The 13350-nt window shown below is 70.1% G+C and carries 12 protein-coding genes and 1 pseudogene; 10 read left to right on the top strand and 3 right to left on the bottom strand.

What is annotated here, in order from left to right; translation table 11 throughout:
• Position 1: 1 nt before the first annotated feature.
• The 5 genes and pseudogenes from AB0I73_RS12120 to AB0I73_RS12100 all read left to right on the top strand — a co-directional run bounded on the left by AB0I73_RS12120 (position 2) and on the right by AB0I73_RS12100 (position 6383).
• Positions 2 to 958, top strand: a complete 957-nt coding sequence (locus tag AB0I73_RS12120; protein ID WP_363036356.1) for a sugar ABC transporter permease — start codon at positions 2 to 4, stop codon at positions 956 to 958.
• On the top strand, positions 955 to 1773 hold the full coding sequence (locus AB0I73_RS12115) for a carbohydrate ABC transporter permease (protein WP_363036354.1): 819 nt from the start codon (positions 955 to 957) through the stop codon (positions 1771 to 1773). The genes AB0I73_RS12120 and AB0I73_RS12115 overlap by 4 nt, the downstream gene beginning before the upstream one ends.
• The gene (locus AB0I73_RS12110; RefSeq protein ID WP_363036352.1) at positions 1770 to 4151 is read left to right on the top strand and encodes a glycoside hydrolase family 3 N-terminal domain-containing protein; all 2382 of its coding nucleotides are present in this window, start codon (positions 1770 to 1772) and stop codon (positions 4149 to 4151) included. The genes AB0I73_RS12115 and AB0I73_RS12110 overlap by 4 nt, the downstream gene beginning before the upstream one ends.
• Before the next feature lie 42 nt (positions 4152 to 4193).
• Positions 4194 to 4475, top strand: a pseudogene (locus AB0I73_RS12105) (dihydrolipoyl dehydrogenase); the annotation flags it as partial.
• Positions 4476 to 4919: 444 nt separating this feature from the next.
• Positions 4920 to 6383: a TIGR00366 family protein gene (locus tag AB0I73_RS12100; RefSeq protein ID WP_363036350.1), complete on the top strand. Its 1464-nt coding sequence runs from the start codon at positions 4920 to 4922 to the stop codon at positions 6381 to 6383.
• 252 nt (positions 6384 to 6635) lie between these two features.
• Here the strand turns inward: AB0I73_RS12100 and AB0I73_RS12095 are convergent, their stop codons facing one another.
• The 3 genes from AB0I73_RS12095 to AB0I73_RS12085 form a co-directional block, all read right to left on the bottom strand.
• Positions 6636 to 6836 (bottom strand): DUF397 domain-containing protein, encoded by a 201-nt coding sequence (locus AB0I73_RS12095; RefSeq protein WP_363036348.1) that lies wholly within the window; start codon positions 6834 to 6836, stop codon positions 6636 to 6638.
• Positions 6833 to 7006 carry a hypothetical protein gene (locus AB0I73_RS12090; protein ID WP_363036346.1) on the bottom strand — a complete coding sequence of 58 codons (174 nt, stop codon included), beginning with the start codon at positions 7004 to 7006 and terminating at the stop codon, positions 6833 to 6835. Before AB0I73_RS12090 ends, AB0I73_RS12095 begins: the two co-directional genes overlap by 4 nt.
• A gap of 438 nt (positions 7007 to 7444) precedes the next feature.
• Complete coding sequence (locus AB0I73_RS12085; protein WP_363036344.1) at positions 7445 to 7867, bottom strand: DUF6223 family protein; 423 nt, start codon at positions 7865 to 7867, stop codon at positions 7445 to 7447.
• A gap of 220 nt (positions 7868 to 8087) precedes the next feature.
• Here AB0I73_RS12085 and AB0I73_RS12080 point away from each other — a divergent pair, with 220 nt between their 5' ends.
• The 5 genes from AB0I73_RS12080 to AB0I73_RS12060 all read left to right on the top strand — a co-directional run bounded on the left by AB0I73_RS12080 (position 8088) and on the right by AB0I73_RS12060 (position 13348).
• Positions 8088 to 9215, top strand: coding sequence for a sensor histidine kinase (locus AB0I73_RS12080; RefSeq protein WP_363036342.1), 1128 nt, complete (start codon positions 8088 to 8090; stop codon positions 9213 to 9215).
• Positions 9212 to 9874: a response regulator transcription factor gene (locus AB0I73_RS12075; RefSeq protein WP_363036340.1), complete on the top strand. Its 663-nt coding sequence runs from the start codon at positions 9212 to 9214 to the stop codon at positions 9872 to 9874. Before AB0I73_RS12080 ends, AB0I73_RS12075 begins: the two co-directional genes overlap by 4 nt.
• Positions 9875 to 10134: 260 nt before the next feature.
• Positions 10135 to 10443 (top strand): DUF1998 domain-containing protein, encoded by a 309-nt coding sequence (locus AB0I73_RS12070; RefSeq protein ID WP_363036338.1) that lies wholly within the window; start codon positions 10135 to 10137, stop codon positions 10441 to 10443.
• 35 nt (positions 10444 to 10478) lie between these two features.
• Complete coding sequence (locus AB0I73_RS12065) at positions 10479 to 10997, top strand: SRPBCC family protein (protein ID WP_363036336.1); 519 nt, start codon at positions 10479 to 10481, stop codon at positions 10995 to 10997.
• Positions 10998 to 11035: 38 nt separating this feature from the next.
• Complete coding sequence (locus tag AB0I73_RS12060) at positions 11036 to 13348, top strand: FdhF/YdeP family oxidoreductase (RefSeq protein ID WP_363036334.1); 2313 nt, start codon at positions 11036 to 11038, stop codon at positions 13346 to 13348.
• Positions 13349 to 13350 lie beyond the last annotated feature (2 nt).

The raw sequence follows: 13350 nt of genomic DNA, 5'->3' as shown, positions 1-13350 counted from the left end.
CATGACCACTCAGATCACGAGCGCTCAGCCCGCCGCCGGACCCCGCAAGGGGTCCCGGCGGCGGCCGTCCGCCTCGTCCGCAACGACGGTGGGCCGCCCCGGCTTCGCCTGGGCGCTGCCCGCCGCAGTGTTCTTCACCCTCTTCGCGATCGTCCCGCTGATCATGGTGGCCGTGCTGTCCTTCATGAGCTGGGACGGGATCGGCTCGCCCGAGTTCGTCGGCACGGCCAACTGGTCGCGCCTGATGGACGACCCGGTGATGTTCAAGAGCATCTGGCTGACCCTGCTGCTGACCGTGCTCGGCGTGGTCCTCCAGACCCCGCTGAGCATCATGCTCGGCGTCTGGGCCGCCGGACACCAGCGCAACCGGGCCGTGCTGTCCGTCATCTACTTCATCCCGCTGCTGCTGTCCGCCACGGCCGTCTCCGTGCTCTGGCGGGCGCTGCTCGACCCCAACTTCGGCATCCCCGCCGACGCCACCTGGCTGTTCGGCGACGGAAACCTCTTCGGTGAACAGGCCACCGCCATCGGGGTGCTCGCGTTCGTCAGCACCTGGCAGTTCACCCCCTTCCACACGCTGATCTACCAGGGCGCCGCCCGCGCGATCCCCCAGGTGCTCTACCAGGCCGCGGAGATCGACGGGGCGGGCCGCTACCGGCAGTTCTTCCACATCACCCTGCCGCAGCTGCGCAACGCGATGATCACCTCGATGATCCTGATGATCGTCGGCGGCCTGACCACCTTCGAGACGGTCCTCATCCTGACCCAGGGCGGACCCGGCACCGACACCACCATCAGCGCCTACTACATGTACGACAAGGCGTTCAAGAGCTTCGACTACGGCACCGGCTCCGCGATCGCCCTGGTCCTGGTCGTCGCGGCCACGATCATCTCGCTGATCGTCGTCCGGGTCTCCGGCTACGACAAGATGCGCAGCACCATGGAGGGTTCGTCATGAGGCGCCGCCCCAACTACCTGGCCGGCGCCGGCTCGCTCCTCTGGCTCTTCCTGGTCGGTCTGCCGCTGTACGTGCTGCTCGCCGCGACGTTGCGCACCCGCCAGGACTACGCCGAGAACGGCCCGGTCTCCCTCCCGGACAGCTTCACCCTGGACAACTACACCGGCGCCTTCGCATCGGGCTTCGACCAGTACTTCTTCAACACGCTCGTCGTCACCGCCTGTGTGATCGGCATCGTGCTGCTGCTGGTCCCGCCGCTCGCCTACGCGATCGTCCGCAGCCGCGGGCGGACCACGTCGGCGATCTTCCGGCTGTTCCTGCTCGGCCTCGCCGTCCCCGCCCAGGCCGTCATCGTGCCGATGTTCTACCTGATCAGCGAAGCCGGGCTGTACGACAACCTGCTGGGCGTCATCCTGCCCACGGCCGCGTTCTGCCTGCCCATGTCGGCGCTGATCCTCAGCGGCGCCATGCGCGACATCTCCGCGGAGTTGTACGAGGCCATGGCCATGGACGGCGCCACCCCGCGGCGCATGTTCTTCCAGCTCGTCCTGCCACTGTCCCGCGGCGGACTGTCCACCATCGTGGTCTTCTCCGCACTCCAGGCCTGGAACGGCTTCCTGTTCCCGCTCGTCCTGACCCAGTCCGACTCCTCCAAGGTCGTCACCCTGGGTCTGTACAACTTCCAGACCGAACACGGCATCGACATCCCCGGTCTGCTGGGAGCCGTGGTGCTGTCCATGGTGCCCATCCTGCTCGTCTACCTGTTCGCCCGTCGCGCCCTGGTCCAGGGCCTGATGGGTGTCGGAGGAAAGTGACTACCGACGTGGCCGTAGAGACCACCCCCGAAATCCCCCTCTGGAACGACCCCGACCTCCCCGTCGCCGCCAGAGTCGACGCACTCGTCGGCGCGATGACCCTGGACGAGAAGATCGCCCAGCTGTACGGCGTATGGGTCGGCGCGTCCGCCAACGGCGGCGAAGTGGCCCCCCACCAGCACGACATGGAGGAGGCCGTCGACCTCGACGCCCTGCTGCCCATGGGACTGGGCCAGTTGACCCGCCCCTTCGGCACCGCCCCCGTCGACCCGGCGCTCGGCGCGCTCTCCCTGCTGCGCACCCAGTCCCGGATCACCTCGGCGAACCGCTTCGGCATCCCCGCCGTCGCGCACGAGGAGTGCCTGGCCGGCTTCGCCGCCTGGGGCGCCACCGCCTACCCCGTCCCGCTGTCCTGGGGCGCCACCTTCGACCCCGGTGCCGTACGCCGGATGGCCGCCGCCATCGGCCGCGACATGCGCTCCGTCGGCATCCACCAGGGCCTCGCGCCCGTCCTCGACGTGGTCCGCGACGCCCGCTGGGGCCGGGTCGAGGAGACCATCGGCGAGGACCCCTACCTCGTCGGCACCATCGGCACCGCGTACGTCCAGGGCCTGGAGTCCGCCGGGATCGTCGCCACCCTCAAGCACTTCGTCGGCTACTCGGCCTCCCGCGCCGGACGCAACCTCGCCCCCTCGCCCATGGGCGCCCGCGAACGGGCCGACGTCCTGCTCCCGCCCTTCGAGATGGCGATCCGCGAGGGCGGCGCCCGCTCGGTCATGCACTCCTACACGGACACCGACGGCATCCCCGCCGCCGCCGACGAGAGCCTGCTGACCGGACTGCTCCGCGACACCTGGGGCTTCGACGGCACCGTCGTCGCCGACTACTTCGGCATCGCCTTCCTCAAGACCCTGCACGGCATCGCCGGCGACTGGGCGGAGGCCGCGGGCGCCGCGCTGAAGGCCGGCGTCGACATCGAACTGCCCACCGTCAAGACGTTCGGCGCGCCGCTCGCCGAAGCCGTCGCCGACGGCCGCGTCCCGGAGGAGGTCATCGACCGCGCCCTGCGCCGCGTCCTGACCCAGAAGGCGGTGCTCGGCCTGCTCGACCCGGACTGGAACCCGGTGCCACCCGCCCTCGACGGCGCCGACCCGGACGACCCCGACGCCCTGCGCGGCACGATCGACCTGGACGGTCCCGAGAACCGCGAACTGGCCCGCGAGATCGCCGAGAAGGCGGTCGTCCTCCTCACCAACGACGGCACCCTGCCCCTCACCCGGCCCCGCCGCATCGCCCTGGTCGGCCCCAACGCCGCCGAGGGCACCGCCGTACTGGGCTGCTACTCCTTCCCCCAGCACGTGGGCGTGCAGCACCCGGACGTCCCGGTCGGGATCGACCTACTCACCCTGCACGACACCCTGACCGCCGAGTTCCCCGACGCCGACATCACGGTCGCCCGCGGCACCGGCGTCGACGACGGCGACCTCTCCGGCCTTGGTGAGGCGGTGGACGCGGCCCGGGAGGCGGACCTCGTCATCGCCGTCCTCGGCGACCGCGCGGGCCTGTTCGGCCGCGGCACCAGCGGCGAGGGCTGCGACGCCGAGTCCCTCGCCCTGCCCGGCGCCCAGCAGCACCTGCTCGACGCACTGCTCGACTCCGGCACGCCGGTGGTGACCGTCCTGCTCGCCGGGCGGCCCTACGCGCTCGGCCGCGCCGCCGCCGAGTCCGCGGCGATCGTGCAGTCCTTCTTCCCCGGGGTCGCCGGCACCCAGGCGATCGCCGGGGTGCTGAGCGGCCGAACCAACCCCTCCGGCCGGCTCCCGGTCAGCGTGCCGCGCGGCCCGGGCTCCCAGCCGACCACCTACCTCGGCGCCCGCCTCGCCCAGCTCAGCGAGGTGTCCAACATCGACCCGACCCCGGCGTTCGGCTTCGGCCACGGCCTGACGTACACGGAGTTCGCCTGGGGCGACCTCACCGTGGACGAGCGTGAGGCCCCGACGGACGGCGAGTTCACCCTCGCCCTCACCGTCCGCAACACCGGCGAACGGTCCGGCACCGAGGTCGTCCAGCTCTACCTGCACGACCCGGTCGCCTCCGTCGTCCAGCCGGTGCAGCGCCTCGTCGGCTACACCCGGGTCGAACTGGAGCCGGGCAAGGCTTGCCGCGTCCGCGTCACGGTCCCCGCCGACGTGGCCTCCTTCACCGGCCGCGCCGGCCACCGGATCGTCGAACCGGGCGACCTGGAACTCCGCCTCGCCGTGTCGAGCACCGACCCCCGCCTGACGGCGACGGTCACCCTGACCGGCCCGGAACGCCGGGTCGACCACACCCGCCGCTTCCACGCGGCCCTCACCCAGGAGCCGGCCCCGGAAGGGTGAGCCGGACCTGACACGACCCGGCCGGCCCGGACCGCACGCGCGGTCCGGGCCGAGGGCACTGTCACCTTCGACTACGGCGCCGCGTACAAGCGCGGCCGCAGGGTCGCCGACGGGCGCTTGCCCGGCGTCCACCACCTGATGCGCAAGAACGACGACACCGAGTACGACGGGCGGGGCACCTTCCCCGACGCGAACACCCTGCGAGTCTTCCTCGGCGACAGCCGCACCGAGACGCTCACCTTCGACCACTGCGTGATCGCCGCCGGCGCCACCCGCCTGCTCCCCGGTACGGGGCTGAGCGACCGGATCGTCACCCTGGAGGACACCGACGCTCGGTGCGGCGGGGCTGTCAACGAGATGAGCATGCGGGAGGTGCCCCGTACACCGAGGGCCGAGGGGATCACCGGGGACACCGTTGCCACTCCTTGCGTCGGAGCGAGCCGAGGTGTCTCCCTCGCGCCGGTCAAGTGAGGGCTACTGCGTTCGTGGGTGCACCGACGCCACTCGCGTGGTGAGGCACCTACCCGACGTCTCCTCGGGCTGCCATGTCGATCAGGCCCATGAAACCGGTCGGCGAAGTGGCTTGCACCGCCACCTTTCCGTCGAGTTCCTTCCCGCTGTGTGACCTATGTGCAACGAATCGGGGGACCCTCTTCCCTTTTCGGCTTCCCACCCACGAAGATCTCCGCCCGAGTCACGGATCAGCCGTCAGACGACTCTGTTCGCACGCATGGTGAACAGCCGTCCGAAGAGGAAGCGAGACGAACCATGGTCGGGGACGTCCACACCGAGCGGGACGCCGAGGTGCTCGAGGGTGACACCTGGCTGGCGCGGGTTGCGTTGCGGTTCACCGCCTTCACCGAGAGATGGCTTCCGGACGCCTTCGGGTTCGTCCTCGTCGGCACGTTCCTCATCTTCGCTCTGGGGCTCGCGACGGGGGAGAGCCCCACCACCCTCGTGGACGCGTGGGGCGAGGGCTTCTGGTCGCTGATCCAGTTCACCCTGCAGATGGCGATGATCATCATCGGCGGATACGCGGTCGCCGTGTCCGCTCCGGTCGCCCGGCTGATCGCCCGCATGGCGCAGATCCCCAAGTCGCCGCGTGCGGCGATCGCGTTCACCGCCGCGGTGGCGATGATCAGCTCCTACCTCAACTGGGCGTTCAGCCTGATCTTCACCGCTATCCTGGCGAAGGAGATCGCCCGCGTCGTCCGCGGCGTCGACTACCGGGCGCTCGGCGCCATGGCGTTCCTCGGGCTCGGCACGGTGTGGGCCCAGGGGCTGTCGGGTTCCGCGGCACTGCAGGTGGCCAGCCCGGCCTCCAGCCCGGAAGCCGTGCAGGAAATCATCGCCGAGGGACGGAGCGGCGAGGGAATCATCCCGCTCACCGAAACGATCTTCACCTGGCAGAGCGTGCTGGCGACCTTCGTCGTCTTCGTGGTGGCGGTCGTCATGGCCTGGTTCCTCGCCCCCTCGCCTGCCCGCGCCAAGACCGCCCAGGAGATGGGGATCGAGCTGCGTCCGCTTCTGGCGGAGAAGGACGGGAAGGAGGACGCGGCCTCCGGCTCCACCGGGTCGCGTCCCGGAGACTGGCTGGAGCGCAGCCCACTGCTCACCGTCCTGGTCGGGGTCCTGGGTCTGTGGTATCTGGTGCGCCACTTCACGAGCGTCGAGGGGAACCCGGTCGCGGCGATCGACCTCAACACGGTCAACCTCGTCCTGATCCTGCTGGCGCTCTGCCTCCACTGGCGCCCGATCCGCATGGTCGAGGCGGTTCGGCGGGGGACTCCCGCGGCGTCCGGGGTCCTGCTGCAATTCCCCTTCTACGGCGGCATCTTCGGCATGATCGCATTCACCGGCCTGTCCAAGCAGATCGCCGGCTGGATGGTGAGTGTTTCCAACGAGCTGCTCTTCCCGCCGCTCATCGCGGTCTACTCGGCGGTACTGGGTGTCTTCGTCCCCAGCGGCGGCAGCAAGTGGGTCATCGAGGCTCCCTACGTGATGGAGGCGGCGAACCAGCTGCACATCAACCAGGGGTGGATGGTGGTCGTCTACGACCTCGGTGAGGCGTCGGCGAACCTGCTGCAGCCGTTCTGGATGCTTCCGACGCTGGCGGTGCTGGGCCTCAAGGCCCGGGACATCATGGGATACACGTTCGCGATGTTCCTCGCCTGCTTCCCCGTGGTGCTGATCGTGGTCACCGTCCTCGCGCAGACCCTGCCGTTCCCGTGACCACATCGCACGCGCGGCACGCCGGACCAGCCGGCCGAGCCGGCTTGACGTCCCCGGCGACTTGACGATCTACAGGAGCTTCAGAGTCAAGGTGAAGGTGGGGGACCCGCCCCGCCCATTGACGTGCGAAAAGGCCCTCGACCTGGAAAGAGGGGAGGCGAGGTGACCGGTGGCGGGCCGGAGGGTACCGGGCCGCCACCGGAGGGGAGGTCGTGACAAGAGCCGGAGCGTCACGGCCTCGGGCGCGGTGGGTCAGGTCCGGTCCCGCCCCAGGCCCGCGACGAACCCGGACCATGCGCTCCGCGCGAAGGCGAGCCGGGGGCCGCCGTGCTCCTTGGAGTCCCGTACGCGTATGACGGTCGCGTCGGGGGCGACTTCGACGCACTCGCCGCCTTCGTCGCCGCTGTAGCTGCTCTTCAACCAGGTGAGCTGTGCGGGCTGTTCGGTGTTCACGGGTCTCCCGGCATCTTCTCGGTGAGGCACAGGGACCCGCGCGGGGCGAGCTCCTGCCCTCGGACGCTGCCATGTTTCGCGGCCAGGACACATACCTCCTCCTGGTCGGTGATGAGGCGGCTGATGTGCTGGACCTCCAGTGTCCGCCGCTGCCGCAAGGTTTTCCTCATCTGCGTCCGGACCTGGCGCGACGTCGGCGAACTCCCTCCTTCAGTTGCCGGAGGGACAGGCGTTTTCCCCGCGGTGATCAAGCAAGCGGACCTGATCTTTGCGCTCGACGAAGCCGACTGTCCTCGGCGGCCCTACCCCCGCTGACTTTCGGCGACCAGTGCTCGTTCGTGGCACTCCCCTCAGAAGCGAACTTCACCTTCGAGATCCCCCGGGCGAAGAAACCGTCCTGAACGTTATGGGCCAGCATGGACACGGCTGCTCGTCAAGAAGCCCCGGGTCTGGGCGACCGACGTGAAGCACCGCCAGAACTTGCTTCCGTGACCCTCCGCGACCACTCCCCAAGATCTGTGCCAGAACCACGTTTCGACAGCGCCGGTACTCGGCGGCACCCGACAGGCCTTCAGGCAGGCCCGGACACGTGCTCGTATCCGTTGCCGTCAGCCGGTGCGGCGGGAGCGGGCCAGAGCCAGCCAGCCGCAGACCGCGGCGATCAGCCCCAGCACCAGGGCCAGAGCGCCACCGACCACTCCGTTGCCGGTGCCGGGACCGCCGTCGGCGACGGCCAGATTCAGTGCGCCGATGACCATGCCGGCCAGCCCCGCCACCAGGGCCGCGCCGGCCCTGTTCCTCCTGTTTCCGGTGCCGATACGACCGGCGGAGCGGGCCAGGGCCAGCCCACCGAGGACCACGCCGGCCAGCGCCACGAGCGCGGCCGTGGTACCCACCAGTCGACCGGTGGTCAAGCTGTAAACGTCGACGGCGGCCGACTGGGCCGAGACGTGCGCGGCCGCTGGTGGGGCAAGCCCGATGCCTCCGAGCGCGGCGGCCGCGGCGGCGGCGAGCAGGCGACGAACAGACATTCAAGGTACTCCTTCTCTTCCTGCGACTGGGCGTCGCCTGAGCATGTCTGCCGGCCTCACCCACGGTCGTCCGGCGGACGCAGACACTTCGCACTGCCGCCGATGCGGCATCCGGCTGCCACGGACGGTGCAGGAGGCGCGAAGGTACTGCGCGTGCGGTAGCCGGCCGCTCGTTCCCGAGGGGGACTCGCCCGTGGTGGCAGCCAGCTAGGGTGCGCGCATGAGTGCAGGGGAGTCCGGCGTTCGGGCCCGGTTCGGAGACTGGGCCCTCGCTGTCGGCGTGGTGGCAGTGCTGCTGGTCACCGGGCTGTCCGGACAGCGTGCCGCCACGGACTTCGCCTTGCTCGGGTACGCGCTGCTGACGATCGGCGGGCTGGCGCTGGGCGCACGCCGCCGGGCTCCGGTTGTCGTCCTGGCCGTCACCGGGCTGTGCGCGGTGGGGTACCAGGCGGTCGGTTTCGACGTGCCCGCCGTCGCGTACCTGTTCGCGGTGTACGCGGCCGTACGGGCGGGACACCGCACCGTCACGGTGGCGGTGAGCGTGGTCGTGCTGGCCTTGCTGCCGCTCGCGGCCCTGGCCTCGGGACTGCACGACACGGGCGAGGTGTTCGCGCAGGCCCGAGGCGCCCTCGAAATCGCCTGGCTGGTCGCGGCCGGTGCCGCAGGAGAGGCGCTGCGGCAGGCCGAGCGGCGGGCGGACGAGGCCGAGCGCACCCGGGAGGAGACCGCGCGGCGCCGCGCCGACGAGGAACGGCTCCGTATCGCCCGGGAGCTGCACGACTCGCTCACCCACCAGATCTCGGTCATCAAGGTGCAGGCGGAGGTCGCCGTGCACGTGGCCCGCAGGCGGGGCGAGGAGGTGCCGCCTTCCCTGCTGGCGATCCAGGAGGCCGGGCGCGAGGCGAGCCGGGAGCTGCGCGCGACGCTGGAGGCGTTGCGTGACGACGACACGGTCCCGCCGCGCGGGCTCGACGATGTCCCGGAACTGGTGGAGTGGGCCCGTACGTTCGGCCTGGACACGACACTGACGATCGCGGGACAGCGACACGATGTGTCGGCTGCGGTGAACCGGACCGTCTACCGGATCGTTCAGGAGTCGCTCACCAACGTTGCCCGGCATGCGGACGCGGCCACGGCGTCGGTCCGGATCGACTGCCGTCCGGACGCCCTCGTGATACGCGTCGACGACGACGGCAAGGCGACGCCGGCCACCGCCCCGGTACCCGGCCTCGGGCTGCTCGGCATGCGCGAACGCGTCACCGCCCTCGGCGGCCGGCTGCGGGCCGAACCACGCGGCGAAGGCGGCTTCACCATCCAAGCTGAACTCCCCGTGGACCGGACGTCATGATCCGTGTCCTGCTGGTCGACGACCAGCCGCTCATCCGCAGCGGATTCCGCGCCCTTCTCGATCTCGAGGACGACATCGAGGTGGTGGCCGAGGCCGCCGACGGCAGCGAGGGCCTGGAGCTCGCCAAAGAGCACCTGCCCGATGTTGCGCTCGTCGACATCCAGATGCCGGTCATCGACGGCATCGAGGCGACCCGGCGCATCGCCGCGGACCCGGCCCTGGCCGGGGTGCACGTCGTCATCCTGACCAACTACGGTTTGGACGAATACGTCTTCGACGCGCTGCGCGCCGGCGCTGCCGGATTCCTGGTCAAGGACGTCCTGCCGGAAGACTTCCTGCACGCCGTACGCGTCGCCGCCCGTGGCGATGCCCTGCTGGCACCCTCGATCACCCGCAGACTGATCAACCGGTACGTCACCCAGCCGCTGCCCACCGGCACCGACACGGGGCTGGAAGAGCTGACCACCCGCGAACGCGAGGCTGTTGTCCTGGTCGCGCGGGGCCTGTCCAACGACGAGATCGCCGGCCACATGGTGATCAGCCCGCTGACTGCGAAAACCCACATCAACCGGGCCATGGCCAAGCTCCAGACCCGTGACCGGGCCCAACTCGTGGTCCTCGCCTACGAATCCGGCCTGGTAGCCCCACATAGCCCTTGACCCTGCGTTACGCACACCAAGGCCGTCTTGAGTGGCAAGGGCGCGCTCAACGTCTCCACCTGCCCTGGATCCCGAGCACCTGCGCTTCTGGCGCCTCCAGCAGGCCGCCGGACGCCTTGGCCGGGGTGCCGTCGTTTCCCGTGAACATCGAGCACGATGGGGTTCGAGCGCTTCCCGAAGAACCGAACATCCGCTGTCGCCACCCGTGAACAGAGCCAGCCGGGACGACATCGACGGCACGGTCCACGGGAACCGACGGAATGCCGTTGCTGCTGCTCTTTGACACCACGCCGGGTGATGCGGGCAACACGATCCGTATCGGAGAGCATCTCGAAGCTGTTGCAGAGGAGGCACTCAGCAGAGTCGGCGCTTGTGAGTGCGGACCGGAAAGCAGCCGCTACGCATGCCTGCGGACCTTCCAGAACGAGCGCTTCCACGAATCGCCGAGCCATCGGGAAGCCGTAGCACTCCTTCACGCCCTGACCGGAGGCCACGGCCTCGGGCCTTGCGCCGACCGCCGTGTCCTGCCGTGGAGCAAGACGTGTGGCGGGCTGTCGAGGGGGCACTGAGACTGGGGGGAACGGCGTCTGGAGATGGGTGGGTCATGCACACCGTCGAGGAAACGATCGAGGTCGCGGTCCCGGTGCGGACCGCGTACGACGCATGGACGCAGTTCAAGAGCTTTCCCCGGTTCATGACCGGGGTGCGGCGGGTCGACCAGATCAGGCCGACCGTCACCCGGTGGGTCGTCGGCGTCGGACCCGTGCGCCGTGAGGTCGAGATCGAGATCGTGGAGCAGGTGCCCGACTCGCATCTGGTCTGGCGGAGTCTCGAGCGGCGGCCCTCCCACCGCGGCGAGGTGTCGTTCCGGAGCAGCATGACGGGCACGACGGAGATCACCGTGCGGGTGCGGACCGAGGCGCACGGCGCCACCGGTGTGCTCGCCGCCGTCCCCGGGGTGACCCGCCGTGTGGTGCGGTCCGGGCTTCAACACTTCAAGACGTACATCGAGGGTATGGGGGACGCAAGCGGGGCCTGGCGCGGGACCATCCGCAACGGACATGTGCAGCCCATGGAACCGAAACCGTCCAGAAGCCAGGTGCCCTGCTGGCCCGTCGGCTGAATCCACGGACGGGAAGAGTTCACGCGAGAGGCAAGCCGATGAAGAAGCCCCCCGGCGAAGAGCCGAAGGAGGCGCTCACCACGACCCCGCCCCAGAAGTGGGCCGCGGGAGTCCCCGCGGTGGTGCACGCCCTGGAGTACTCCCTGGAGCAGACGTCCCCCGGGCGCGTCGGCGAGACGCTGCTGACCATGAACCAGGTGGACGGCATCGACTGCCCCGGCTGCGCCTGGGCCGACCCCGCCCCGGGGAAACGGCACCGCAACGAATACTGCGAGAACGGTGCCAAGCACATCACCGACGAGGCGACCGGGCGGCGGATCACCGCCGAATTCTTCCGCACCCACCCGGTCTCCGAGCTGGGCCGGCGCTCCGACATGTGGCTCAACCAGCAGGGCCGGCTCACCGAACCGATGGTCAAACGGCCGGGGTCCGACACCTACGAGCCGATCAGCTGGCATGACGCCTTCGGCCTGCTCGCCGAGGAGCTGACCGCGCTCGACTCCCCCGACGAGGCCGTCTTCTACACCTCGGGCCGGGCCAGCAACGAGGCCGCCTTCGTCCTGCAGCTCTTCGCCAGGGCGTTCGGCACCAACAACCTGCCCGACTGCAGCAACCTGTGCCACGAGTCCAGCGGCTTCGCCCTGCACGAGACGCTGGGCACGGGCAAGGGAACGGTCAGCCTCCAGGACCTCCACCACACCGACCTGATCTTCCTGGTGGGTCAGAACCCCGGCAGCAACCACCCGCGCATGCTGTCCGCACTGGAGGAGGCCAAACGCAACGGTGCCCGCATCATCGCGGTGAACCCGCTGCCGGAAACCGGACTGAGGCGGTTCAAGAACCCGCAGAAGGCGCGCGGCGTCATCGGTCCCGGAACCCAGATCGCCGACCGTTTCCTGCACATCCGCCTCGGCGGCGACATGGCCCTGTTCCAAGGCCTGAACCGGCTGCTGCTCGAGGCCGAGGACGCCCGGCCGGGGCAGGTGCTGGACCACGACTTCATCCGCGCCCACACCACCGGCTTCGACGAGTTCGCCGCACACGTGCGCGCCGTCGACTGGCAGGACGTCACCGCCGCGACCGGCCTGACCCGTGAGGAGATCGAGCAGGTCCGGGACGAGGTGCTGCGCAGCCGGCGCGTCATCGTCTGCTGGGCCATGGGCATCACCCAGCACAAGCACGCCGTCCCCACCATCCGCGAGTTCGTGAACTTCTTGATGCTGCGCGGCAACCTGGGCAGGGCGGGCACCGGTGCCTGTCCGGTCCGGGGGCACAGCAATGTGCAGGGCGACCGCACCATGGGCATCTGGGAGCGGATGCCGGACTCGTTCCTCGACGCGCTCCAGCGGGAGTTCGGCTTCGACCCGCCGCGCGCCCACGGACTGGACTCCGTGAACTCGATCAGGGCGATGCGCGAGGGCCGCATCAAGGTCTTCCTCGGCCTGGCCGGCAACTTCGTCCGGGCCGTCCCGGACAGCGCGGTCACCGAGGACGCCATGCGCAGGTGCCGGCTGACCGCCCACATCTCGACCAAGCTCAACAGGTCGCACACCGTGTGCGGCGACACCGCGCTGATCCTGCCGACCCTCGGCCGCACCGAACGGGACATCCAGGCCCACGGGGAACAGTTCGTCACCGTCGAGAACTCGATGAGCGAGGTGCACACCTCCCGTGGCCGCCTGAGGCCGGCCTCCCCCCTGCTGCTCAGCGAGGTCGCCATCCTGTGCCGGCTCGCCCGCCGCACCCTCGACGGCCGCGTCGACGTCCCCTGGGAGCAGTTCGAGGGGGACTACGGGGCCATCCGTGACCGGATCTCCCGCATCGTGCAGGGGCTGCACGACTTCAACCGGCGCGTGGTCCGCCCCGGCGGCATCCAACTGCCGAACCCGGTCAACGAGGGCGTGTTCCACACCGCTGCCGACAAGGCCCTGTTCACCCGCAACACCGGGGAGACGCCGGGCGTCCCCGAGGGACACCTGCTGCTGCAGACCCTGCGCTCGCACGACCAGTGGAACACCGTTCCCTACACCACCGACGACCGTTACCGGGGCATCCACGGGAGCCGCCGGGTGGTCCTCGTCAACCCGGGCGACCTGGCGGAACTCGGCCTGACCGAGGGACAGTGGGTGGACCTGGTCGGCGTGTGGACGGACGACACCGAGCGCCGCGCCGAGGACTTCAAGGTGGTTCCGTACCCGACCGCACGGGGCTGTGCCGCCGCGTACTACCCGGAGACCCAGGTCCTGGTACCGCTCGACAGCGTCGCCGAGATCAGCAACCAGCCGGCGTCGAAGGCCGTCGTCGTCCGCCTGGAGCCCACCGCCCCCCGCTTGGGCACCGCCGCGCGCTGATC

This window comes from Streptomyces sp. NPDC050388, assembly GCF_040655635.1.
GTDB lineage: Bacteria > Actinomycetota > Actinomycetes > Streptomycetales > Streptomycetaceae > Streptomyces.
Note: the sequence above shows the minus strand (reverse complement) of the source record. Positions and strands in the feature narration are given on the sequence as shown.